The organism is Cellulomonas phragmiteti, from assembly GCF_016862775.1.
Classification (GTDB): Bacteria; Actinomycetota; Actinomycetes; order Actinomycetales; family Cellulomonadaceae; genus Cellulomonas; species Cellulomonas phragmiteti.
The window spans coordinates 1-23,699 of the sequence record NZ_BONP01000031.1 but is presented as its reverse complement, the minus strand read 5'-3'; the positions used below and the strand labels follow the sequence as shown (position 1 = coordinate 23,699).

Here is a 23,699-nt window from a genome sequence, read left to right as displayed (position 1 = left end):
GCCGCGACGCCTAGGCTGGCCGGGTGGACGAGTCCGTGACCCTGGTGCGGCGAGGTGCGCTCGGCGTGCTCGCGGCGACGGGCGCGGTCGCCGCGCTCGTGGGCGTCGCGTTCACCGGGGTCGCGGCAGCGGTCGCGGTCGGCGACCCGGGCGCCCTGGTGCGGTGGGGGCTGCCGGTCGTCGAGACGCTCACGGAGCTCGCCGCCTCCCTGACGGTCGGGGCGCTGCTGCTCGCCGTGTGCGTGCTCCCGCGCCGGGTCCCGGCACCGGGGGGTGCCGCACGGCCGGGGGCCGCCGACGGCTCGGCGTACCCGCGCAGCCTGGTCCTGGCAGGTGTCGCCGCGGGGGCGTGGACGGTGCTGTCGGTCGTGCACCTCGTCCTGGCGTACGCGTCGGTCGCGGGCGCCTCACCGACCTCGCCGACGTTCGGCGACGAGCTCGCGCTGTTCGTCACGCAGATCGACCTCGGGCGCACCCTGCTGTCCGTCACGACGGTCGCCGCCGTGGTCACGGCCCTCGCGCTCGTCGTCGCGACCCCCACCGGCGCCGCGTGGGCGGCCGCCCTGTCGCTCGTCGCGCTGTGGCAGCTGGGGCAGACGGGCCACGCCGCGGGGGCCGCGAGCCACGACCTCGCGACGTCCGCGATGGTGCTGCACCTGGTGAGCGCGGCCGTGTGGATCGGTGCGCTCGCGGCGCTCGCCGTGCTCGTGCGGCGCCTGGGCAGCGACGTGGTCCCAGCCGTCGCGCGGTTCTCCGTGGTCGCCGGGTGGTGCGTCGCGGGCGTCGCGGTCTCCGGCGTCGTCAACAGCGTCGTGCGCCTCGGCGGCTGGGACGGGCTGCAGACGCGGTACGGCGTGCTGCTGATCGTCAAGGTCGTGCTGTTCGGGTCGCTCGCGCTGCTCGGGCTGGCCCACCGGCGGGCCACCATCCCGCGCCTGGCGGGCCCCCGTGGCGGCCTGCTGTTCTGGCGCGTCGTCCTCGTCGAGCTCGCCGTCATGGGCGCCGTCTCCGGGGTCGCGGTCGCGCTGGGCGCGTCCCCGCCGCCGGTGCCGGACGTCGCCGTGGCCGACACCTCGCCCGCCTACGTCCTCACGGGCCACGCGCTGCCGCCCGAGCCGACGGCGCTGCGCTGGCTCACCGAGTGGCGCTGGGACGTGCTGATGGCCTCCGCCGCCGTCGCCGGGATCGTGGTGTACCTGCGGTGGGTGCGCCGGCTGCGCCGCCGCGGTGACACCTGGTCGTGGGCCCGCACGGCGTCCTGGGTCACGGGCATGCTGCTGTTCGGCTGGACGACGTCCGGCGGCCCGTCCGTCTACGGCCACGTCCTGTTCAGCGCGCACATGATCCAGCACATGGTGCTCGTCATGGTGGTGCCGCTGTTCGTCGCGCTGTCGGCGCCCGTCACGCTGCTGCTGCGCGCCGTGCCCGCCCGCGCCGCGACCCTGCGGGACGACGCGTCGCGCGGCCCGCGCGAGTGGGTGCTGACGCTGGTGCACAGCCACGTCGGCCGGTTCGTCGCGCACCCGCTGGTCGCCGCCGTGAACTTCGCCGGGTCGATGGTGCTGTTCTACTACTCGGGCCTGTTCGAGTGGTCCCTGCGCTCCTCGGTGGGGCACCTGGCGATGATCGTGCACTTCACGCTCGCCGGGTACCTGTTCGTCAACGCGCTCGCGGGCATCGACCCGGGCCCCACGCGCCCGCCGTACCCGATGCGCCTGCTCCTGCTGTTCGCGACCATGGCGTTCCACGCGTTCTTCGGCGTCGCGCTGGTGGACGGCGAGGCGCTGCTGGTGGCCGACTGGTTCGGCCTGACGGGCCGGCCGTGGGGGCCGTCGGCGATCCGGGACCAGCAGATCGGCGGCTCGATCGCGTGGGGCATCGGGGAGATCCCCACGCTCGCGCTCGCGGTGCTCGTGGCGGTGCAGTGGATGCGCGACGACGAGCGCACGGCACGGCGCCGGGACCGGCGTGTGGAGCGCGACGGCGACGTCGAGATGGACGAGTACAACGCGATGCTCGGCCGGCTGGCCGAGCGCGACGCCCCGCGCTGAGCCCGTACCGCGCGCCAAGAGTTCGCCGTCCCGTCGCCGATCCGCCATCCCCTGGTCCCCGCGTCCGATTGGTCGGGTTGCCAGGCTGGGTCCTGTCACCCCGCCGCTTGACGACGACGAGGACCTGCGATGACGACGACCTCCCACGACCGCCCCGGCCCCGGGCGTCGTGCCCTGCTGCCCTTCCTGCCGATGGCGGGCCGCACGGCCGGTCGCCGGTCACCCGTGACGTGCCACCTGCGGTGCGGGGACGCGTGCGCGCAGCCGGTGCCCAACACCAGCGACTCGCCGTACTTCCGTGACGTCGCGGACGCGGCACTGACCCGGCGGTCGGTGCTCGCCGGCGCGCTCGCCGCCGGCGCGGCGATCACCATCGGTCCGGACCTCCTCGGTGCGGCGCCGGCGGCCGCGCACGACGGGCCGGGCAAGGGCCGCCTGCCGTTCCGTCCCATCGCCCCCGTCCCGGCCACGACGGACGCGCTCACCGTGCCGCCGGGCTACCGCTGGTCGCCGATCGTGCGCTGGGGGGACCCGCTGTTCTCGACGGCGGACACGTTCGACCCGACGACCCTCACGCCCGAGGTCGCCGAGCGGCTGCTCGGCTACAACTGCGACTACGTCGACCTGCTGGAGGACCGCCGCGGCCGGGACGCGCTGCTCGTCGTCAACCACGAGTACACCAACGAGGGCATCATGTTCCCGCCGGCGACGACGCCGCAGGAGCTGGACCGCCAGCGCCGGGTCGCGATGGCGTCGCACGGCATGTCGGTCGTCGCGCTGCAGCGGCCCCGCTCCGGCCGGCCCTGGACCTACCGCGTGGGCGCTCCCCAGAACCGCCGGATCACGGCGACGACGCCGTGCGTCGTCGACGGACCCGCCGCCGGCTCGCCGCTGCTGCGGACGGTGGCGGACCCGGCCGGCACCACCGTGCTCGGCACGCTCAACAACTGCGCCGGCGGGACGACGCCGTGGGGGACCGTGCTGTCGGGCGAGGAGAACTTCCACCAGTACTTCAGGACGACGGGCGCCACCCCCGCGGACCGTCGGTACGGCCTCGCGGACCGGGAGACGACCCGCGGCTGGGAGCACGTCGACGCGCGCTTCGACGCCCGCACCCCGGGGTACGAGAACGAGCCGCACCGCTTCGGCTGGATGGTCGAGGTCGACCCGTCCGACCCGTCCGCGCCGCCCGTCAAGCACACCGCGATGGGGCGGTTCAAGCACGAGGGCGCGCACGTGCGCGTCGGGCGCTCGGGGCACGTCGCGGCGTACATGGGCGACGACGAGCGGTTCGACTACGTCTACAAGTTCGTCTCCCGGGACCGCTACCGCCGCGGGGACAAGCACCGGCAGCACAACAAGGGCCTGCTGAGCGCGGGCAGCCTGTACGTCGCGCGGTTCGACGGCGACTCCCCGACGTCCGAGATCACGGGCACCGGCGCCCTGCCGTCGGACGGCGCGTTCGACGGCACCGGGGTGTGGCTGCCGCTCGTCGTCGACGGCGTCAGCCAGGTCCCGGGCTTCACGACGGACGAGGTGCTGGTGCACACCCGCCTGGCGGCCGACGCCGTCGGCGCGACCAAGATGGACCGGCCCGAGGACGTCGAGCCGCACCCGACGACCGGCCGCGTCTACATCGCGTGCACCAACAACAGCGACCGGGGCGCCGCCGGCAAGGAGGGGGCGACGGAGTCGAACCCCCGTCACGCCAACCGCGACGGCCACGTCATCGAGCTCACCGAGGCCGGCGACGACGTCACGGCCACGACGTTCGGCTGGAGCATCCTGCTGCTGTGCGGTGACCCGGCGACCAACACGACGACGTACTTCGCGGGGTTCCCGCCGGAGAAGGTCTCGCCGATCTCGTGCCCCGACAACCTCGCGTTCGACTCCGCGGGCAACCTGTGGATCTCGACCGACGGGCAGCCCGGCGTCATCGGGTACTGCGACGGGCTGTTCAAGGTGCCGCTCACGGGGCGCGAGCGGGGCCGGGTGCAGCAGTTCCTGGCCGTGCCGGCCGGGGCCGAGACGTGCGGGCCGGTCGTGCGGGACGACGACGGCATGGTCTACGTCGCCGTGCAGCACCCCGGGGAGGACGGGTCGTGGGACGCGCAGCAGTCGCTCTTCCCCGACTACGTGGCCCCCGGTGCGGTGGGCGGGGGCCGGTGGGGTGGGCCGCGGCCGAGCGTCGTGCAGGTGTGGAAGGCCTGACACGACGCGGCGCGGCCCGCGACACGCCGCCCGACACCGAGGTGTCACACGCGGGTCACCGTGTCGCGGTGGTTCCGGAAACACCGCCGCGCCACGATTCACCCGTCCGTGCCACCCGGTTGAGGGAAGTGGATCCGCCCGTGCTGAAGAAGTCCCGTTCCGTGAAGTCCGCCACCTGCACCCTGACGTTCGCCCTGCCGTCGACCGCGCTGGACGGTCCCGTCAGCGTCGTCGGGACCTTCAACGACTGGACGCCCGGCGTCCACCCGCTGCGTCGGCGGTCCAACGGCACCGCCAGCACGTCGGTCGTCGTGCCCGCCGGCTCGACCGTGCGGTTCCGCTACCTGGGGACGGACGGCCGCTGGTTCGACGACGCCGACGCGGACGAGATCACGCCGGAGGGCTCGGTCGTCCTGGCCTGACCCCACGGTGTGACGACGGCGCCCGGACTCCTCTCGCCCGGGCGCCGTCGTGGACGTCACACGGGTCAAGGCGTGCCCTGCTGCGGGCCGGGTGCGGCCCGCGGCAGGGCGGGACCGGGCCGGGACTTGGACGGGTGACCACCGGGGCGGGGGGAGCCGTTGGCACACCCGTGGGGTGGGCATGCCCCAGGCCGCGCCGACGGGCGCGCGCCCGTCCTGCGCCCGACGATTCACCCTGGTCAGCGGCGGTCGTATCGATACGATGAGTCCCTGACGCGACACGGCACCGACCACCGCGCCCCAGCACCCCCAGCCCCACCAGCGCGGAGTTCCCCCGTCATGTCCAAGGCCCTCACCACCGGCAGCCCCTGGCGCGTCATCGCGGCGTTCTCGGTGCCGCTCCTCATCGGCAACGTCGTCCAGCAGCTCTACCACTTCGCCGACGCGATCGTCGTCGGGCGCGTCCTGGGCGTCGACTCGCTCGCCGCCGTCGGCGCGACCGGCAGCCTGCTGTTCCTGCTCATCGGGTTCGCCTGGGGCATGACCTCGGGGTTCGCGATCCCGACCGCGCAGGCCTTCGGCGCCGGCGACGCCGCCGCCGTGCGGCGCTCGGTGGCGACCGGGGCGCTGCTCACCGGCGCGGTCACCCTGCTGCTCACCGTCGCCGCGCCGCTGCTCGCCGAGCCCGCGCTGCGCCTGCTGCGCACCCCCGAGGAGCTGCTGCCCGAGGCGACCACGTTCGCGGTCATCAGCTTCCTGGGTGCCGCGACCACGATGGCCTTCAACTTCCTGTCCTCGATCATCCGCGCGATCGGCGACTCCCGGACCCCCCTGGTGTTCCTCACCGTCAGCTGCGTCGTCAACATCGGCCTCGTCGTCGCCCTCGTCGGCGGCCTGGGCACCGGCGTGGGCGGGGCGGCCCTGGCGACCGTCGCGTCGCAGGGCATCGCCGTCACGCTGTGCCTGCTGTACGTGTGGCGGCGCGTGCCCGTGCTGCACGTGCGCCGCGAGGACTGGCGGGTGTCGCGCGCCGACCTGGCCCGCCACCTGCACCTCGGCCTGCCGATGGGCTTCCAGGCGTCGATCATCGCGATCGGTGCGCTCGCCGTGCAGGTGCGGCTCAACTCCCTGGGCCCCGAGGCCGTGGCCGCGTACACCACCGCCGCCCGCGTCGACATGCTCGCCGTCACGCTGCTGGCCTCCCTCGGCCTGGCCATGTCGATGTTCGTCGCGCAGAACCTCGGCGGCGGGCGGCCCGACCGCATCCGCGCCGGCGTCGTGCAGGGCATCTGGATGGCGGTCATCGCCTCGGTCGTGCTCGGCGGCGTCCTCATCCTCGCCGGCAGCCACCTCGTCGAGCTGTTCGTCGGCGACGGCGAGGAGCGCGTCGTGGAGCTCGCCGCGTACCTGCTGCTCGTCAACGGCGCCCTGTACGTGGTCCTCGGCGTGCTCATGGTCGTCCGCGGGGCGCTGCAGGGCCTGGGGCACACGATGGTGCCCACGGTCACCGGGCTCGTCGAGCTGGTCATGCGCGTCGGCGCCGCGGTCGTGCTCGGCGCGGCCTACGGGTTCGAGGGCGTCGTCTGGGGCAACCCGCTGGCGTGGGTCGGTGCCGTCGCCGGCCTGGTCCCCGCGTACGTGCGCGCCCACAAGCGCCTCGCGCTCGAGCCCGTCGCCCCGCTCGCTCGCGTCGCGGCCACCCCGGAGCCGGTCGCGCTCGAGGGACCGTCCGAGGGGTCGCTCGTGGTCGACGCCGTGGTCCCGGCGCCGCGCACCGCGTCCGCGCGTGCCGGCGACCCCGCGCGTGCCGGCGACCCCGCGCGTGCCGGCGACCCCGCGCGCACCGGCGACCTCGTCGCCGCCCAGCCCGAGCTCTGCGACCCCGGGGTGCGCTGACCCCACCCCGGCGGGCGACGGGTCACAGGCTCCGACGGGTCACAGGCTCCGACGGGTCACAGGCTGCCGAGCGGCGCCGTCGTGAACACCCAGGCGAGCCACGCGACGCTCACGACGACACCGGCCCGCAGGGCCAGGGCCACCCGGGTGTGCCGGACCAGGTCGCGGTCGTCGACGGTGGGCGTGGCTCCGCGGCCCGGCGGCAGCGGCACGGCGACGTCGGACGTGAGCGGGCGCACCACGCGCCGGCGGGCCGCGCGCTGCGCCGTGCCCAGCGTCGCCGTGGTCAGCACGTCGGGCTCCCACGCCTCGCCGAGCAGCACGTGCAGGTGCTGGGCGAGGCCTGCCACGTCGGCCGGGTGCAGGCGCGCCGGCAGGCCCCGCAGGTGGTCGGCGAGGGCGTCGCGCGACACGACGGCGGCGCCGCACCCCTCGACGGCCGCCGCGGGCCGGTCCGTGGCGCAGACCACCGCGCGGACGGCCGAGCGGTGGCGCGGCGCGAGCAGCGAGGTGACCCAGCCGGCGGCCTGCGCGGCGTCGGTGGCGTCCACCACGACGACGCCACCGGGACCGATGACGACGTGGTCGATGCGCCCCGCGCCCCGGCCCGGCCCGCGCAGGCCGGGCAGCGAGGTCCAGCCCTCGGGCCCGAGGTCGTGCAGGACGGCGGCGACCGCCGCAGCGGCGGCAGCGTCCGGGGTGCCGCGGCGCGGCGCCCACGACGGCAGGCCGCGGCGTGCGCCGGACCTCGCCGCGGCCGAGCCGCGACGCGCGACGCCCGGCTCGTTGCCGATGCTCACCTCGCCCCCATGCCGTGGGTATCGGCCCGTCCGGCACCCGACCTGAGCACCCGCCGCCGTCGAGCGGCCCCGCACGCCGACATCTCCCCGCAGATCACCCGCGCGCGGGGCGGCGCACGTCGTAGGGTCGCCTCGGTGCCTTTCGCACCCGGGACAAGGGGGACCGATGCAGCACGCTGCCGTCACGAGGGCGAGGGTGGCCGTCGGGGCCACCTACGCCGCGCAGGGGTTCGGGTACGCGACCGTCGTCACGGCGCTGCCGGGCCTCAAGGCCCGCACCGGCATCGAGGACGACACGATCGCGCTGGTGCTGCTCATGGGCGCGCTGCTCGCGGCGGCCGGGTCGGTCACCGCCGAGCGGCTCGCGCGCCGCTGGTCCAGCCGCACCGCCGTCGTCGTCGGGCTGCTCGCCCAGGCCGTCGGGCTCGGGTTCGTCGCCGCGGCGACCTCCGTGCCGCCGCTCGTCGGGGCGTTCGTGGTCTTCGCGCTCGGCCTGGGCATGGTCGACGCCTCGTGCAACATGCAGGGGGTCGCGCTGCAGCACCGCGTGGGCCGGTCCATCCTGTCCACGCTCTTCGCGTGCCTCACCGTCGCCGCGATCGTCGCCGCGCTCTCGCAGTCCGGGCTCTCCGGGCTGGGCACCACGACGGGCGCCGTCACGGCGCTGGTCGTCGCCGCCGTCGTCGCCGTCGCCGTGGCGCTGCTCGTGCGGCCCTGGCTCGTGCACGGCACGTCGGGTGCCGACGCCGGCCCGGACGCCGCGACCGCGCACGCCGCGACCGCGCACGACGCCGGGCACGAGGGAGTCGTGCACCACGACGGCATCGCCCCCGGCGCCCGGTCCGGCGTCGCGGCACCCGACGTCGAGGACGCCCCGCGGGCCAAGGTCCCCCTGCCGCGCGCCGGGATCTGGCTGTTCGGCGCGCTGGTCGCCGTCGCGTTCGTCGTCGACTCGGCCGTCTCCAGCTGGAGCACGGTGTACCTCTACGACGAGCTGGGCGCGTCGGGCACCATCGCGCCGCTCGGCTACGCCGCCTACCAGGGGGCCGTGCTCGTCGCCCGCCTCGCGGGCGACCCGCTCGTGCGCCGCTACGGCCGGGTCCGGGTCGCCGCACCCACGGGGGCCGTCGCCGCGCTCGGGCTGTTCGTCGTCGCGCTGGTGCCCAGCCCGGTGGCCGCGGTCGCCGGGTTCGCGCTCGCCGGCATCGGCGCCGGGGCCCTGGTGCCGCTCGCGTTCTCCGCCGCGGGTGAGCTGGCGCCCGCCCGGCTCGACGACGTCGTCGCACGCATCAACCTGTTCAACTACGCGGGCGCGATCGTCGGGGCCGTCGTCATCGGCCTGCTCTCGCAGGTGACGGGGCTGGGGCCCGCGTTCCTCGTGCCCGCGCTGCTGCTGGTGCCGGCCATGGCGATCGTCCCGCGCCTGGGCGGCCGCACCCCGGCCGCCGCGTCCAGCACCTCCTGACCGCGCCGCACCGGGCCGCGGGTCCAGCCGGTGTGGTCGCGCGACCACCCGTGGGAGTGGTGAGGCCGCGCGGGCCTCATGCGAGGGCGCGTCGCGACCGATAGAGGTCCAGACGGGGAGGACGACCGAGCATGCCTGCAGGGGACTCCGCGGCGCACGAGGCGAGCCGACAGCTCGCGCTCGCCGCCGCGCACGAGAGGGCCGCGGCCGACGCGCGCGCGACGGCGTCGCGGTACGGCGTCGCGTCCGCGACCGAGCAGCGCACCGCCGCCGCGCTCGCGCCGCTGGCCGCCGCGGGCTACCACCTGCTCGCCGACCGGCAGTGGCCGGGCAGCCGTCGCGCGCAGGTCGACATGGTCGTCGTCGGGCCCGCCGGGGTGTTCGTCGTCGACACCAAGGCGTGGGCGGACGTGACGATCGCCGGCGACCGCATCCACCGCGGCCAGGACGACGTGACGGACGAGCTCATGGCGCTCGCGGACCTCGCCTACCGCACCGAGGGGGAGCTCGCCGAGGTGGGCCTGGCCCCCGGTGAGGTGCACGCCGTCGCCGTCCTCGCCGGGCGCACCGGCGTGGACGAGCGCGTCGGGCCCGTGCAGGTCGTGGGGGACCGCGACGTGCTGCGGCAGATCGCGCGCCGCGGCGCCCGGCTCGGGCCCCGGCAGGTCGACGCGGTCCTCGCCCGCTGCCTCGAGTGGTTCGGCCAGGTGGGTGACCCCGCCCCGGTCAGCACGACGCTGCCCGAGCCCGTGCTGCCGGCCCCGCGCGGCCCGGTGCTGCTGGCCGACGACGCGCCGGACGGGTCGGACGCGTCCGCGGCCGTCGTCCCGGAGCAGCGGTCGGCCCCTGACGGCCCAGAGCCGCTGCTCACCGACTCCGAGGTGCACCAGGCGATGCTCGAGGGCCTCATGGCCGCGCCCGTCGAGGAGTGGATGGCGTTCCTGCACCCCGCGCAGGCCCGCGTCGTGCGCCGGTCGTACAACGGGCCCGCCCGGATCCGCGGCGCGGCCGGCACCGGCAAGACGGTCGTGGGGCTGCACCGCGCGGCGTACCTGGCGCGCACCCGCCAGGGCAAGGTCCTGGTGACGACGTACATCCGCACGCTGCCCGACGTGCTGCGCCAGCAGCTGACGCGCCTGGCCCCGGACGTGGTGGACCGCGTCGAGTTCGCCGGGGTCCACGAGACCGCCAAGCGGATCCTCGACGAGCGGGGCGTCACGCACCGCATCGACGGCAAGCAGATCGCGTCGGCGTGGACCGCCGCGTGGGGCAAGGTCGCCGGCGGCAGCGTCATCGACACCGACCGCCACGAGCAGGACTACTGGCACGAGGAGGTCAGCTACGTCATCAAGGGACGCGGCCTGACCCGGTGGGAGCAGTACGCCGACCTGCCGCGCCTCGGCCGCCGCCACCGGCTCGGCCCGCACCAGCGGCGCGTCGTGTGGGAGCTGTACGAGGCGTACGACCGGGAGCTGCGGGACCGCGGCGTCCACGACTTCGCCGACCAGATCGCCCTGGCGGAGGCCGAGCTGCGGCGCGAGCCGCCGACCGACCGGTACACCGCGGTCGTCGTGGACGAGGCGCAGGACCTCACCTGCATGATGATCCGGATGATGCACGCGTTCGTCGGGGACGCCCCCGACGGCCTGACGCTCGTCGGGGACGGCCAGCAGACGATCTACCCGGGCGGCTTCACGCTCGCCGAGGCCGGGGTGTCCGTCGCCGGGCGCGGCACGGTCCTCGACGTCAACTACCGCAACACGCGCGAGATCCTGCAGTTCGCGTCGATGCTCGTGCGGGACGACGAGTTCGCGGACATCGAGGGTGCGACGGCCCGCGGCGACCGGCCGGCCGAGGTGCCGCGCACGGGGCCGAAGCCCGTCTACGTGCGCTGCGCGAGCGAGGCCGACCGGCAGCGCCGCATGGTCCTGCGCGTGCACGAGGTGGTGGCCGAGGTCGGCACCAACTTCGGTGACGTCGGCGTGCTGTCGCTGTCGCGGCGCGGTGTCGAGGCGGCGACCGAGGCGCTGAAGAAGGCGGGCGTGCCGGTGGTGAACCTCGAGAAGTACGACGGGGTGCCGGTCAACCGCGTGAAGGTCGGCACCGTCAAGCGCGCCAAGGGCCTGGAGTTCAAGCAGGTCCTCGTCGTCGACCCGTACGCCTCGTGGCTCACCGAGAAGGTCGAGGACCTCGACGACGTGGACCGCGAGCGGCGCGACTTCCGGCTCCGGGAGCTGTACGTGGCGATGACGCGGGCCCGCGACGGGCTGTGGGTCGCGGCCATCTGACCGGTGCCCGGCGGGAGTAGGTTCGCCACGTGAGCACCTCCCGGCCGTCGTCCGTCCCTGCGTCCGCGCGTCCGTCGCTCGTGGGGCCCGTCGCCCTGACGGTGACGGGCGTGCTCCTGCTGCTCGGCGCCCTGGTGCTCGCCGTGGTGACGGCCGGCGGGTTCGTCGGGCTGGTCCGCAGCGACGTGCTGGCGGGGGACGGGCAGCCGGGTGCCGCCGTCCTCGCGTCCGCCGGCGCGCCGGGCGTGACGAGCGTCGACCTGGTCGCCGGCGAGCGGTACGCGGTGTACCTCGTGGTGCCGCGGGACGCGGTCGGCGAGGACGAGCGCCCCCGGCTCGACGAGGCGGTGCTGCTGCGCGCGCCGTCGGGCGACGTGGTGGCGGCCGACCGGTCGCCAGGGGTGAACGCGACCAGCCGCGTGCGGGGGTGGGTCGCCGGGACGGTCGGGGCGTTCACCGCACCCGAGACGGGGACGTACGAGGTGGCGGTGCCGTCCGCCGGGGTGCCGGACGCGTGGGTGGCGCTCGCCGCGGACCGGCCGTTCGGGCCGTTCTTCGGTGCGGTGTGGGGGACGGTGCTCGGGGTCTTCGGGGTGCTCGGGCTGACCGCCGCGGGGTTCGGCGTGGGCATCGGCGGTGCGGTCTGGTGGGTGCTGCGGGCGCGTGCCCGGCGGCCCGTGCGCGGCTGACCTGCACGGCTGACCGCACGGCCGACCGCACGGCCGACCTGGCGCCCCGGCGGGCGCGTGGTGCGCGCCGCGCGCCATCCGTTGACGCCTGCCCAGCACCCGGTTAGGTTGCGCTAAATCGGACTAGCACACGTGCTAGTCCGATTTAGCATCGGGGCTGCCAACGGGGGCCGTCCCGGCGATGTCGAAGGAGACACGCATGACTCGACCACCCGGACGCACGTCGTCCGCCTCCCGGCCGCCCGGTGGCCGCGCCCGGTCGCTGACCGCGCTGGCCGCCGCCGCCGGGCTCGTGGCCACCTCCCTGGCTGCCGCGGCACCGGGCGTCGCCGCCCCCGGCGACCCCGCGGGGATCCTGTCCGTCACGCCCGTCACCGAGGTCTACCTGTCCGGCCAGAAGGTCGCCGCGGTGGCCGTCGAGTACGACGGCACCGTCGACCCCGCCGACGTCACCCCCGCCGGGTGGACGGTCGAGGACAGCACCTACAACTTCCGCTTCAGCGCGAGCCTCGACGAGCTCGACGACCTCGCGGCGCGCACCGTCACCCGGGCGTACACCAACGACCGGGTCGGCCTGCTCACCGGCGGGTCGTCCGTCGCGGGGCGCTACGTCATCCTCGAGCTCGACCCCGCCGACGTCGGGGGCAGCACCGTCATCCGCTCGACGTGCCCCAGCCTGTGCTTCGAGAAGATCAACACCGACCTGCGCACGCAGGTGACCCAGCACGGCGACGTGCACGCGACCGACGGCACCCTGCTCGCGTCGGCCGCCGCGGCGCCCCTGCGCGCCACCGCGCCCGCCGTCAACCTCGTCGCCGACGACTTCACGTACGACACGTTCGCGGTCGGCGGTCAGCAGCTGCCGTACTCCTACCAGCTGCCGGCGGGGTACGACCCGGCCCGCAGCTACCCGCTGGTCGTCGCCCTGCACGGCTACGGGTCCGGCTACGACGGGGAGAACCCCGGCGTCAACGTCGCCGTCGACATCATGGTCCCCGCCTGGAACCAGCAGGAGTGGACCGGCGTGGACGAGGACGTCATCGTCCTCGCGCCGCAGAACCCGCGCGTCGGCAACCCGGCCGAGGCCGACGCGATGGTCGCGCTCGTCGAGTCGTTCGTCGCCGACCACGCGGTCGACACCGACCGCATCTACGCCGCGACGTTCTCCTGGGGGTCGACGCTCGCCTGGGCCGCCATGGCCGGCGACCCGGACCTGTTCGACGCCGCCCTGGTCGTCTCCGGCTTCGCGATCAGTGAGGAGCAGGCGCAGGCGGTCGCGCAGCACCCCGTCCCCGTCATGCTCACGCACGCGACGAGCGACCCGGTGCTCCCGGCGTCGTTCTCCACCACGAGCCGCGACCGCCTGCGCGCGGCGTACGTGGCCGCCGGCATGGACGAGGCGCAGGCCGCCGACACGGTGCGGCACGTCGAGTACGCCGACGACGCGTTCGTCATCCCGGACTACCACGCCGCGACGGCGCCGACCTACTCCGACCAGGGCATCCTGCAGTGGCTGCTCGCCCAGGGACGCGCGGCGGCCCCGAGCCCGGTGCTGGGCGTCACCCCGGTCACCGCGGTCGGGTCGTTCGGCCAGCAGGTCACCCACGTCGTGCTCGAGTACGCCACGCCGGTCGACGCGTCCGCGCTGACCCCGGCCGACTTCCGCGTCGAGGACTCCGGGTACAACTTCCGGTTCGCCGGGATCGAGACGCTGCCGGACCTCGTCGACCGCGCGGTCGCGTCGGTCTGGACGACCGACGACCCGGCCCGGCTGCTCACGTCCGCGCGTCCCGAGGCGCCGGGGCGGTTCGTCGTCCTCGAGCTGGAGGACTCGCCGGAGGGCGGGTGGACGGTCATCGTCTCGCTGTGCCCGACGTTCCTGTGCTCGGTGCGCGTCAACCCCGACCAGCTGACCCAGGTCACCCAGCTCGGCGACGTGCGCGGCACCGACGGTGCGCTGGTCGCCGCGGCGGACCCGGCGCGGGCCCACCGCCTCACCGAGCCCTCGATCGACCGCGAGGTCGACCAGTTCGTCCTCGAGACGTTCGCGTCCGGCGCCGGCCCGCTCGAGTACGCGTACCGCCTGCCCGAGGGCTACGACCCGGCACGCTCGTACCCGCTGGTCGTCGCGCTGCCCGGCCACGGCATGGGCTTCGACGGGCAGAACCTCGGCGTGCAGCTCGCGTCGGACATGCTCGCCACCGCGTGGTTCCAGGAGTCGTGGACGGGCACGGACGAGGACGTCATCGTCCTGGCCCCGCAGAACGTCCGGACGGGCAAGGCCATCGAGGGGGCGCAGACGATCGAGCTGGTCGAGGCCTTCCTCGAGCGCTTCGCCGTCGACGAGGACCGCGTGTACGCGGCGTCGGTGTCGTACGGCTCGCAGCTGATGTGGGAGATGTTCTCCGAGCGGCCCGACCTGTTCGCCGGTGGCCTGCTCACGGGCGGGTTCCCGGGCGACGAGGACGAGTTCGCGCGCATCGCGGCGGGCGAGGTCCCGATGTGGATCACGCACGGCATGAACGACCACCTGCTGCCCGTGACCCGGGCCCGGGAGTCGTACGAGGCGCTCGTCGCCGCGTACGAGGCGCGGGGCCTGGCCCCCGCGCGGATCGCCGAGCTGGCGCTGTGGACGGAGTACGGCGACGACGCGTTCGCGCTGCCGGACCACCACCTCGCGGCGGCGCCGACCCTCGAGGACCCGGCGACCCTGCAGTGGCTGCTCGCCCAGGTCCGGGGCGCCGGTGTCGAGGACCCCGGCGGCACGGACGGCACGGGTGGCAGCGGTGGCACGGGCGGGACCGGTGGCACCGGTGGGACCGGCGCGTCCGGCCCGGGCGCCGGCGCCGGGACCGTCGCCGGGACACCGGCCGCCGCGGGCGGTCAGCTGGCGGTGACCGGGCCGTCGCAGCTCGCGCTGCTGCTCGCCCTCGCGCTGGGCCTCACGGGGGCGGGGACGCTCCTGGTGCGGAGCCGTCTGCGCGGCACCCGGGGCGTGTGACATCCCCACCGGGCCGCCTCCGTCCACGGACGGGTGGCGGCCTGGTGGGCCGTCGTGGTGCGGTCGCGGAGGCGTCAGGCCGAGGCGTCGGGCCGGGCCGTCAGGCCGGGGCGACCGAGCCGCGGGCGCGCAGCGGCACGGGCAGGCGGTGCACGTCGGGCCCGCCGGGCCCGCCGGCGATCTCCGCGAGCAGCAGCTCGACGGCGCGCCGCCCGAGCGCCTCGTGCGGGATGGCGAAGGACGACACCCCGGGTCGCAGCCAGTCGGCCATCGGGTAGTTGTCGAACGACACGACCGACACGTCGTCCGGGATGCGCAGGCCGGCCTCCTGCAGCGCCTGGTAGGTGCCGAACGCGAGGCGGTCGTTGAAGCAGATGACGGCACGCGGGCGGGGGTGCTGCTCGAGCAGGTCGTGGGTCGCGGCCCAGCCCTGCGGCGGCACCCAGTCGTCGCAGAGGTGGCCCGAGGCGGGCTCGAGGCCGGCGGCGTGCAGGACCTCGTGGATGCCGGTGAGCCGCTCGTGGCCGGCGACGGTGTCGGGCGGCACGTCGTCCGCGCCGGGACCGGCGCCGACGAGGTGGATGTCGCGGTGCCCGGCGTCGAGCAGCAGCTGCGCGGCGGCGCGCCCGGCCGCGACCTCGTCCGGGACGACGGCGGGTGCGCGCGTCGGCCCGGCGGGCAGGGTGTTGAGCAGCACGGTGGGCAGGCGCTCGAGGGCCGCGGGCACCGCGCGGGTGCGCGTGAACATCGAGGTGAGCATGATCCCGTCGACGCGGCGGTCGAGCATGGCGTCGATGAGGGCGCTCTCGATGGCGGGGTCGCCCTCGGTCTCACCGATGAACAGCATGTACCCGTGGTCGCGGGCGGCCTCGATGGCGCCCTTGATCATGTCGCCGGCCATCTGCCCGGTCGCGACGGTGTCGGACACGAGGCCGAGGGTGCGGGTGGTGCCCTTGCGCAGCCCGACGGAGACGATGTTGGGGCGGTAGCCGAGCTCGGCGGACGCACCGCGCACGCGCTCCTGGACGGCGGGGGAGATCCGCAGCTCCGACCCGCGTCCGGACAGCACGAGCGACGCGGTCGTCGACGACACACCGGCGGTGCGTGCGACGTCCGCGAGGGTCACGCGCTTGTGGCTCACGTCGTTCCTCCCGTCGCTGGGGATCCTAAGGGGCGGTGGCCGGCAGGGGCTCGCGGGGTGCGGTGGGCGGGGCACGGGACGGGCGCCGGCGGGTCGTCGTCGGCCGTGGTCGCGCGACCACCGTCCGCTCCTGGACGTTTGTCCGTTGCGTGCGCGGGTGAAGGCCGTCCCGTGACCGATCTGTGACCGCCTCCCGCTTGACACCCCAGGTCGCAGATGGCGAACATGAGCTTGCTAACACGATTTAGCAAGGCCGGGAGCCCCCTGACCTAGCCCGAACGAAAGGGAGACGACGTTGTCTCGAACCTCTGGAACGTCCCGGCGCGCGGTCGCGACCGCGTCTCTCGCGCTGAGCGGCATCCTCGCCCTCACCGCGTGCAGCGCACCGGGTGGCAGCACCACCGACGACTCCACCGCGGACGGCGGCTCCACCGCGTCCGGCGACTTCACCTGCGGCACGGACGACGTGACGCTCAGCGCCTACATCGAGACGGGCTTCCCGCTCGCCACCGCGCTGTTCGACGAGTTCTCCGCCCAGCACCCGAACGTCACCATCGACGTGCGCGAGGACCAGTTCGCCGTCATCACCCAGAACGCCCCGCGCGTCCTGGCCGACGACCCGCCGGACCTCATGCGCCTCCCGCAGGTCTCCGACCTCGCCGCCGACGGCCTGCTCTACGACCTCGAGGACGCCGCCGCCCACTTCGGCTGGGACCAGTGGCCCGGCTCGCAGCTCGAGCAGATGCGCGTCGACGAGAACGGCCGCCGCGGCAACGGGCCCCTGTACGCCATGGGCCTGAACTTCTCCATGACCGGCATCTTCTACAACGTCGAGCTGGCCGAGCAGATCGGCATGACCGAGCCCCCCGCCACGCTCGCCGAGCTCGACGCGGTCATGCAGGCCGCGAAGGACGCGGGCATCACGCCCATGGCGCAGTTCAACGGCGGCGCCACCGGTGGCCTCGCGTTCCCGCTGCAGGGCCTCATGGCGTCGTACGGCGAGCCGGCCGACATCAACGCGTGGACGTTCCAGCAGCCCAACGCGACGATCTCCACCCCCGAGTACGCGCGGGCCGCGGAGCACCTGCAGCGGTGGGTCGAGGCCGGCTACTTCGCCCCCGACGTCAACTCGCTCGACTACTCGATGATGATGTCCCGGTTCATCGACGGCGAGAGCCTGTTCATCTTCAACGGCGACTGGGAGTCGGGGAACCTCGACACCCAGATGCCCGGCAACGTCGGCTTCTTCCTCGTCCCGCCGGTCGAGGACGGTGGCGAGGTCGGCGCGATGTCGGCCCCGCTGACCTACGGCATCTCGGCGCGCGCCGCGAACCCCGAGTGCGCCGCGTACTTCCTCGACTGGGTCGCGACCAACGACCAGGCCCGCACCATCGCCGTCGAGATCGGCGGCTCGCACCCCATGGGCCCGGCCGACGCGTTCATGCCGGAGATCTCGGCCGACAGCGTGACCGCCCAGACGCTGGCCGCGGGCGCGACCATCGGTGAGGACAACGGCGCGATGGAGTTCATCGCCAACGCGACCGGTGCCATCTACGCCACCAGCTGGACCCCCAACCTGCAGAAGCTCGTCGCCGGTGAGATCGACGCCGCGACGCTGCTCGCCACGGTCCAGGCCGACTACGAGAGCCAGATCGGCAACTGATGAGCGCCACGCGGACGACCGGAACCAGCGGCGTCCGCGGGGCCGTCGGGACCACCTCGCACAGCCAGGAGGACAGGCGCCGCGCCCTGCGGGCGCGGCGCCTGCGCCGAGGCTGGGTGGCCCTCGGCCTCGTGGTCCCGGCCGCGGTCGCGTACGCAGTCTTCGTGCTGCGTCCGCTGGCCCTGACGGTCCAGTACTCGTTCTACAAGTGGAACGGCGTCACCGAGTCCACCTGGGTGGGCCTGGACAACTACACGCGGCTGCTGGGCGACGCGCGGATGCTCGGCTCGATCGGCAACGCCCTGCAGCTCATCGTGTACTTCAGCTTCATCCCCGTGATCCTCGGCCTGCTCGCCGCGGCCACGATCCGCAAGTTCGCGACCAGCCGCCTCGCGCTGGTCTCCCGGACCGTGCTGTTCCTGCCCCAGGTCATCCCGCTGGTCGCCGCCGGCATCATGTGGACGTGGCTGCTGGCCACCGACGGCCTGGTCAACGAGCTCATGCGGGCCATCGGGCTCGGCGGCGTCACCCGGGCCTGGCTCGGTGACACGAACACCGCCCTGCCCGCCGTCGGGGTCATCGGCGCGTGGGTCGCACTCGGCCTGTGCCTGATCCTGCTCCTGGCGGGCATGTCCAAGATCGACCCCGCGCTGTACGAGGCGGCCCGCATCGACGGGGCCGGTGCCGTGCGCGAGTTCTTCTCCATCACGCTGCCGAGCGTGCGCCAGGAGGTCGGCGTCGCCGTCACCGTCACGGTGATCTCCGCACTGGCGGCGTTCGACATCGTCTACATCTCCACGCAGGGCGGGCCCGCCAACTCCACGATGGTGCCCGGCCTGGAGATCTACTACCTCGGCTTCTTCAGCCGCGAGGTCGGTCAGGCCTCCGCGCTCGCCGTCGTCTTCATGGCGCTGGTGCTCGCGGTCGTGCTGCCGATCCAGCGCCTCACCCGGGAGGACGCACGATGATCGTGTCGCGTCGCGAGACGGTGGTGGGCCGCGTCCTGCTGATCGTTCTCATGCTGGTGACGGTGGTGCCGTTCGTCAGCCTGTTCGTCACCGCCCTGCACGAGCCCGGCACGTACCCGTCGGGGCTCGAGTGGCCCGAGACGCCGTACTGGTCGAACTTCGTCGACGCCTTCCAGGCGGCGAACATGGGCGCGCTGCTGTGGTCGAGCGTCCTCATCGAGATCGGCGTCGTCCCCGTGGCGCTGCTCATCGCGACCCTCGCCGGGTTCGCGCTGGGCCACCTGCGCCCCCCGGGCCACCGCGTGATCTTCCTGACCTTCCTGCTCGGCCTCACGCTGCCGTTCCAGGCCGTCATCGTCCCGCTCTACTACCAGATGCGTGACCTCGGCCTGCTCAACACCCGGTGGGCGATCATCCTGCCGCTCATCGGCCTGTACATGCCGTTCGCGGTCATGTGGATGCGTGCGCACTTCGTCAACATGCCCGAGGACCTCTCGGAGGCCGCGCGCATCGACGGCGCCGGCACGTGGAAGCTGTTCACCCGGATCCACCTGCCGCTGTCCACGCCCGCGCTGTCCTCGCTCGGGATCCTCATGTTCCTGTGGACGTGGAACCAGTTCCTGCTCGCCGTGGTGCTGGTGTCCGACCCGACCCGGCGCACCATGGCCGGGGCCCTCGGGGCGTTCCAGGGGCAGTGGGGCACCAACGTGCCGCTGCTGTGCGCGGGGTCGCTGCTGATCCTCACCCCGACGCTCATCGTGTTCCTCATCTTCCAGCGGCAGTTCGTGACGGCGCTCATGCAGGGCGCGCTGAAGGGATGACGACGACCACGGCCACCGCCCGGCCGCCGTTCGACCCCGCGGTCGCCGCGGCGCTGGCGGGGCGACCCGACGACGTCGTCACGACCCTCGCCGCAGACGAGATCGCGTCGCTGCGGGCGCGGGCGACCCCGCCCGACCTCGCCGACGTGGCCGCGGCCGCGGGACGCGAGCTGACGTGGCACCACGCGCCCGGCACCGCCGGTGACGTGCGCGTGGCGCTGCTCCGCCCGGCCGGTGCCACCGGACCCGTGCCCGTGCTGCTGCACCTGCACGGCGGCGGGCTGGTCGTCGGGACCGTCGCGGACGACGTGCCCGCGGCCGCGCAGCTGTCCCCCGGCTGCGCGGTCGCGTCGGTCGAGTACCGGCTGGCTCCGGAGCACCCGTACCCGGCGGCGGTCGAGGACGCGTACGCGGCCCTCGTCTGGCTCGTCGAGCACGCCGCCGACCTGGGCCTGGACGCCGACCGTGTCGTCGTCACCGGCGTCAGCGCGGGCGGTGGCCTGGCGGCCGCCCTCGCGCTGCTGGCCCGGGACCGCGGCGGGCCGGCGCTGGCCGGTGCGCTCCTGGCCTGCCCCATGCTCGACGACCGCAACGACTCGGCGTCGGGCCACCAGATGGCCGGCGTCGGCTCGTGGGACCGCACCGCGAACGCCACCGGCTGGGCCGCGTACCTCGGCGACGCCGCCGGTGGCCCCGGCACCCCGTCGTCCGCGGCGGCGGCACGGGCCACCACGCTCGCGGGCCTGCCGCCCGTGTTCGTCGACGTCGGCTCCGCCGAGACGTTCCGCGACGAGTGCGTCGCGTTCGCCGCCCGCATCTGGGCCGACGGTGGTGACGCCGAGCTGCACGTGTGGCCCGGCGGCTGCCACGGCTTCGACGGGCTGCTGCCCGACGCGCCGCTGTCGCGCGACGCACGCCACGCGCGCGCACGATGGCTGGACCGCCTGCTGCACCGCACCGCCGCACCCGCGGCCCCCTGACCGCCGCGCCGCCTCCTGCTGCCCCCTGCCGGGAGGCGGCGCGGCACCCACGTCCCGCACCGAAAGGCCCGACCGTGACCTTCCACGGCCCTCAGCTCATCACCTACGCCGACCGCCTCGCCGGTGACCTGCGCGGTCTGCGCACCCTGCTCGACGGTCCCCTCGCCGGGGCGTTCGACGGTGTGCACCTGCTGCCGTTCTACCCGCCGTACGACGGCGCCGACGCGGGGTTCGACCCGCGCGACCACACCGCGGTCGACCCGCGGCTCGGCTCGTGGGACGACGTGCGCGCGCTGGCCGGCGGTCGCACCGTGATGGCCGACGTCATCGTCAACCACGTCTCGGCGGAGTCCGAGCGGTTCCGCGACGTCCGCGAGCGCGGTGACGACTCCCCGCACGCCCCGATGTTCCTCACGCTGGGCGCGGTGTTCCCCGACGGCGCGACCGAGGAGGACCTGGCGCGCGTGTACCGCCCGCGCCCCGGGCTGCCGTTCACGGTGATGACCCTGGGCGGGCGTCGTCGCCTGGTGTGGACGACGTTCACGCCGGACCAGGTCGACATCGACCTGCGCACGCCGCAGGCGTGGGAGTACCTGACGTCGGTCGTGGACGCCCTGACGTCCGGCGGCGTGACCATGCTGCGCCTGGACGCCGTGGGCTACACGGGCAAGGAGGCGGGCACCGACTGCTTCATGACGCCCGCGACGGACGCGTACACCGAGCGGATCGTCGCGCAGGCGCACGAGCGCGGCGCGCAGGTGCTGGTGGAGGTGCACGGGCACCACACGCAGCAGATCGAGATCGCCCGCAAGGTCGACCTGGTCTACGACTTCGCGCTGCCGCCGCTGGTGCTGCACGCGCTGACGGCCGGCGACCTCGAGCCGCTGGCCGGCTGGCTGCAGATCCGCCCGGCCAACGCGGTGACCGTGCTGGACACGCACGACGGCATCGGGATCGTCGACGTCGGCCCGTCGGACCTGCGGCCCGGGGAGCCGGGGCTGCTGGCGCCGGAGAAGATCGACGCGCTCGTCGAGCGCATCCACGAGAACTCGGGCGGCACGTCGCGCCAGGCCACGGGTGCCGCGGCGTCGAACCTCGACCTCTACCAGGTCAACTGCACGTTCTACGACGCCCTGGCGCGCGACGACCGTCGCTACGTCCTGGCGCGGCTGATCCAGCTGTTCGTCCCGGGGATCCCGCAGGTGTACTACGTGGGCCTGCTGGCCGGCGCCAACGACATGGACCTGCTCGCGGCCACGGGCGTGGGCCGGGACGTCAACCGGCACCACTTCACGCCGGAGGAGGTCACCGCGGCGCTCGAGCACCCCGCGGTGCGCGGGCAGCTCGCGGGGCTGCGGCTGCGCTCGTCGCACGCCGCGTTCGGCGGGACGTTCGAGTGGGACGTCGACGGGACGCGCGGCTGCCTGGCGTGGACGGCCGGTGAGGCGCGCGCGACGCTCACGTTCGACGTCGCCGACGGCACGTTCGCGGTGCACGCGACGGGCGACGACGGCGAGCACGTGGTGCTCGCGCACACGGACGTCACGGCCTGACGCCCCGCCCCCCGCACGACGACGGGCCGCCGCGAGAGATCGCGGCGGCCCGTCGTCGTGGGGGTCGGGTTCGGTCAGGCGCTGCGGCGCCGCCGGGTGCCGACGGCGACCGCGAGGCCGCCGGCGACGAGCAGCGACGTCGCGAGCAGCAGGCCCGCGTCGAGGGACCCGCCCGTGGTGGCCAGCGCCGCGCGGCCCGTGGTGGGCGTCGCGGTCTGCGGCGGGCGCACCCCCTCGGTGGCGGCCGCGACGAGGACGCCCGAGGCGGTGCTCACGAGCGAGCCGTCGGAGGCCGTGCCGTTGAGCTGCAGCGTGTGCTGCCCCGCCGTCACGCCCGCGGGGAGCGCGAACCGCGCGCCGAACGTGCCGTCCGCCTCGACGCGTGCCGTGCCCAGCAGCACCGGGGTCGAGAACAGCCACACGTCGACCAGCTCGCCGGGGGCGAACCCGGTGCCGGTGACGAGCACGGCACCGTCCGGCGTGACGACCACCTGGTCGGGCGCGCCGACCGTGCGGCCCGCCGCGTCGACGCCCGTGAACGTCACGCGCACGGCACCCGCGGTGATGGTCCGCGTCCCGCTGTCCGTCGTCACCGCGCCGGGCACGGCCGTGCCGTCGACCCACGCGGCTCCCTGGCCGGGGGCCAGGACGGGCAGGGCGAGCGTGCCGTCGGCACCCGGGACCGCGTACGGCGCGGGGACGGGCGTCCCGGTGGCCGACGCGGTGCCGCTGCCGGCGCCCAGCGCGTTCTGCGCCCGCAGCATGACCCGGTACGCGGTGCCGTTGACCAGTCCCGTCACGACGACCGGCGAGCCGGCGACCGGGACCCAGGTGATGCCGCCGTCGAGCGAGTACGCGTACCCGGTGACGGGGCTGCCGCCGGTCGTCGTCGGGGCCGTGAACTCCAGGGTCAGGCTGCGGGAGCCGACCGTCAGGGCGGTGATCGTCGGGACGCCCGGCACGTCCGTGGCGGACAGGTGCAGCGTGAACGTCGTGGTGCCGACGAGCACGTAGCGCGGTGCGGCCGGGACGGCCTCGATGACGACGTGGCCGCTCAGCGCGTGGTCGCCGGGGGCGAGCGGGGCGCCGTCGTGCAGGTAGGTCACGCCGGTGACCGCGGGGATCGTGACGACGTCCTGCGCCGTCCCCGGGTTGTCCGTGGCGGTCGGCGCCACGGGCGTCACGTGCTCCAGGTCCGTGAACGTGACGGTGTACGTGGTGGTGCCCGCGAGCTCGTACCCGGGTGCCGGGGTCGCGACGAGGGTCACCGTGCCGGTCCCGGGGTGGGTGCCGGGTGCCAGCACGCCACCGTCGCGCGTCCACACGACGCCCTCGACCTCCGGCAGCGTGAACGTGTCGTCCGCGGTGCCGTCGACGTCGTGCCACGTGGGTGCGACGACCTCGACGAGGGTGATGTCCGTGAACACGAGCGTGAACTGCGAGGCGCCCGACAGCTCGTGGCCCGGCGTGGCGGTGGCGGTGACGACGACCGTCCCCGTGGCGGGGTAGGTGCCGGCGGCGACGGGGGTGCCGTCGACGGCGTACTGCACGCCGGTGACCGACGGGATCGTGTAGGTGTCGTCGGCGGTGCCGTACGGGTCGTGCTGCGTGGGTGCGGTCGCGGTGACGAGGCGGACGTCGGTGAACGTGAAGGTGAACTCCGACGGGCCGGTCAGCTCGTACCCGGCGGTGGCGGTGGCGGTGACGACGACGGTGCCGACGGCGGGGAAGGTGCCGGGGGCGACAGGGG

The 23,699-nt window shown here is 74.8% G+C and carries 16 protein-coding genes; 13 read left to right on the top strand and 3 right to left on the bottom strand.

The features are described from left to right. The first annotated feature begins 23 nt into the window (after window positions 1–23). The 4 genes from Cph01nite_RS17075 to Cph01nite_RS17060 all read left to right on the top strand — a co-directional run bounded on the left by Cph01nite_RS17075 (window position 24) and on the right by Cph01nite_RS17060 (window position 6,580). Window positions 24–2,051, top strand: a complete 2,028-nt coding sequence (locus Cph01nite_RS17075; RefSeq protein WP_203675910.1) for a bifunctional copper resistance protein CopD/cytochrome c oxidase assembly protein — start codon at window positions 24–26, stop codon at window positions 2,049–2,051. Window positions 2,052–2,180: 129 nt separating this feature from the next. Further along, the gene (locus tag Cph01nite_RS17070; protein ID WP_203675909.1) at window positions 2,181–4,262 is read left to right on the top strand and encodes a PhoX family protein; all 2,082 of its coding nucleotides are present in this window, start codon (window positions 2,181–2,183) and stop codon (window positions 4,260–4,262) included. A 161-nt stretch (window positions 4,263–4,423) separates the two neighbouring features. Next, the gene (locus Cph01nite_RS17065) at window positions 4,424–4,684 is read left to right on the top strand and encodes an isoamylase early set domain-containing protein (RefSeq protein ID WP_239069337.1); all 261 of its coding nucleotides are present in this window, start codon (window positions 4,424–4,426) and stop codon (window positions 4,682–4,684) included. A gap of 339 nt (window positions 4,685–5,023) precedes the next feature. Next, window positions 5,024–6,580 carry an MATE family efflux transporter gene (locus Cph01nite_RS17060; protein WP_203675907.1) on the top strand — a complete coding sequence of 519 codons (1,557 nt, stop codon included), beginning with the start codon at window positions 5,024–5,026 and terminating at the stop codon, window positions 6,578–6,580. A gap of 56 nt (window positions 6,581–6,636) precedes the next feature. Here the strand turns inward: Cph01nite_RS17060 and Cph01nite_RS17055 are convergent, their stop codons facing one another. Beyond that, window positions 6,637–7,380, bottom strand: a complete 744-nt coding sequence (locus Cph01nite_RS17055; RefSeq protein WP_203675906.1) for an NERD domain-containing protein — start codon at window positions 7,378–7,380, stop codon at window positions 6,637–6,639. Window positions 7,381–7,546: 166 nt separating this feature from the next. Here Cph01nite_RS17055 and Cph01nite_RS17050 point away from each other — a divergent pair, with 166 nt between their 5' ends. The 4 genes from Cph01nite_RS17050 to Cph01nite_RS17035 all read left to right on the top strand — a co-directional run bounded on the left by Cph01nite_RS17050 (window position 7,547) and on the right by Cph01nite_RS17035 (window position 14,823). Beyond that, window positions 7,547–8,845 (top strand): MFS transporter, encoded by a 1,299-nt coding sequence (locus tag Cph01nite_RS17050; RefSeq protein ID WP_203675904.1) that lies wholly within the window; start codon window positions 7,547–7,549, stop codon window positions 8,843–8,845. Between the two features lie 131 nt (window positions 8,846–8,976). Next, window positions 8,977–11,133 carry a nuclease-related domain-containing DEAD/DEAH box helicase gene (locus tag Cph01nite_RS17045; protein WP_203675900.1) on the top strand — a complete coding sequence of 719 codons (2,157 nt, stop codon included), beginning with the start codon at window positions 8,977–8,979 and terminating at the stop codon, window positions 11,131–11,133. Window positions 11,134–11,162: 29 nt separating this feature from the next. Then, window positions 11,163–11,822: a hypothetical protein gene (locus tag Cph01nite_RS17040; protein ID WP_203675898.1), complete on the top strand. Its 660-nt coding sequence runs from the start codon at window positions 11,163–11,165 to the stop codon at window positions 11,820–11,822. Between the two features lie 199 nt (window positions 11,823–12,021). Beyond that, a complete protein-coding gene (locus Cph01nite_RS17035; RefSeq protein ID WP_203675896.1) occupies window positions 12,022–14,823 on the top strand; it encodes a PHB depolymerase family esterase in 2,802 nt (933 codons plus the stop codon). 100 nt (window positions 14,824–14,923) lie between these two features. On the opposite strand, the gene Cph01nite_RS17030 is transcribed toward Cph01nite_RS17035, so the two are convergent. Continuing rightward, window positions 14,924–15,964, bottom strand: coding sequence for a LacI family DNA-binding transcriptional regulator (locus tag Cph01nite_RS17030; RefSeq protein ID WP_239069336.1), 1,041 nt, complete (start codon window positions 15,962–15,964; stop codon window positions 14,924–14,926). A 295-nt stretch (window positions 15,965–16,259) separates the two neighbouring features. On the opposite strand from Cph01nite_RS17030, the gene Cph01nite_RS17025 reads away from it, so the two are divergent. From Cph01nite_RS17025 to gtfA, 5 genes are all read left to right on the top strand, one after another. Next, window positions 16,260–17,627 (top strand): ABC transporter substrate-binding protein, encoded by a 1,368-nt coding sequence (locus Cph01nite_RS17025; protein ID WP_203675894.1) that lies wholly within the window; start codon window positions 16,260–16,262, stop codon window positions 17,625–17,627. After that, complete coding sequence (locus Cph01nite_RS17020; RefSeq protein ID WP_203675892.1) at window positions 17,627–18,595, top strand: carbohydrate ABC transporter permease; 969 nt, start codon at window positions 17,627–17,629, stop codon at window positions 18,593–18,595. Before Cph01nite_RS17025 ends, Cph01nite_RS17020 begins: the two co-directional genes overlap by 1 nt. After that, window positions 18,592–19,416 carry a carbohydrate ABC transporter permease gene (locus Cph01nite_RS17015; RefSeq protein ID WP_203675890.1) on the top strand — a complete coding sequence of 275 codons (825 nt, stop codon included), beginning with the start codon at window positions 18,592–18,594 and terminating at the stop codon, window positions 19,414–19,416. Before Cph01nite_RS17020 ends, Cph01nite_RS17015 begins: the two co-directional genes overlap by 4 nt. Then, window positions 19,413–20,396: an alpha/beta hydrolase gene (locus Cph01nite_RS17010; protein WP_203675888.1), complete on the top strand. Its 984-nt coding sequence runs from the start codon at window positions 19,413–19,415 to the stop codon at window positions 20,394–20,396. Before Cph01nite_RS17015 ends, Cph01nite_RS17010 begins: the two co-directional genes overlap by 4 nt. A 74-nt stretch (window positions 20,397–20,470) precedes the next feature. Beyond that, on the top strand, window positions 20,471–21,949 hold the full coding sequence (gene gtfA, locus Cph01nite_RS17005; RefSeq protein ID WP_203675887.1) for a sucrose phosphorylase: 1,479 nt from the start codon (window positions 20,471–20,473) through the stop codon (window positions 21,947–21,949). A 74-nt stretch (window positions 21,950–22,023) separates the two neighbouring features. On the opposite strand, the gene Cph01nite_RS17000 is transcribed toward gtfA, so the two are convergent. Next, window positions 22,024–23,699 (bottom strand): fibronectin type III domain-containing protein (locus Cph01nite_RS17000; RefSeq protein ID WP_203675886.1); only part of this gene is annotated, 1,676 nt, incomplete at its 5' end.

Excerpts from the sequence above, each read along its gene's own strand:
- Cph01nite_RS17070 (WP_203675909.1), top strand. The coding sequence starts at position 2,181 with ATGACGACGACCTCCCACGACCGCCCCGGCCCCGGGCGTCGTGCCCTG.
- Cph01nite_RS17060 (WP_203675907.1), top strand. The coding sequence starts at position 5,024 with ATGTCCAAGGCCCTCACCACCGGCAGCCCCTGGCGCGTCATCGCGGCG.
- Cph01nite_RS17050 (WP_203675904.1), top strand. The coding sequence starts at position 7,547 with ATGCAGCACGCTGCCGTCACGAGGGCGAGGGTGGCCGTCGGGGCCACC.
- Cph01nite_RS17045 (WP_203675900.1), top strand. The coding sequence starts at position 8,977 with ATGCCTGCAGGGGACTCCGCGGCGCACGAGGCGAGCCGACAGCTCGCG.
- Cph01nite_RS17035 (WP_203675896.1), top strand. The coding sequence starts at position 12,022 with ATGACTCGACCACCCGGACGCACGTCGTCCGCCTCCCGGCCGCCCGGT.
- Cph01nite_RS17020 (WP_203675892.1), top strand. The coding sequence starts at position 17,627 with ATGAGCGCCACGCGGACGACCGGAACCAGCGGCGTCCGCGGGGCCGTC.
- Cph01nite_RS17015 (WP_203675890.1), top strand. The coding sequence starts at position 18,592 with ATGATCGTGTCGCGTCGCGAGACGGTGGTGGGCCGCGTCCTGCTGATC.
- Cph01nite_RS17010 (WP_203675888.1), top strand. The coding sequence starts at position 19,413 with ATGACGACGACCACGGCCACCGCCCGGCCGCCGTTCGACCCCGCGGTC.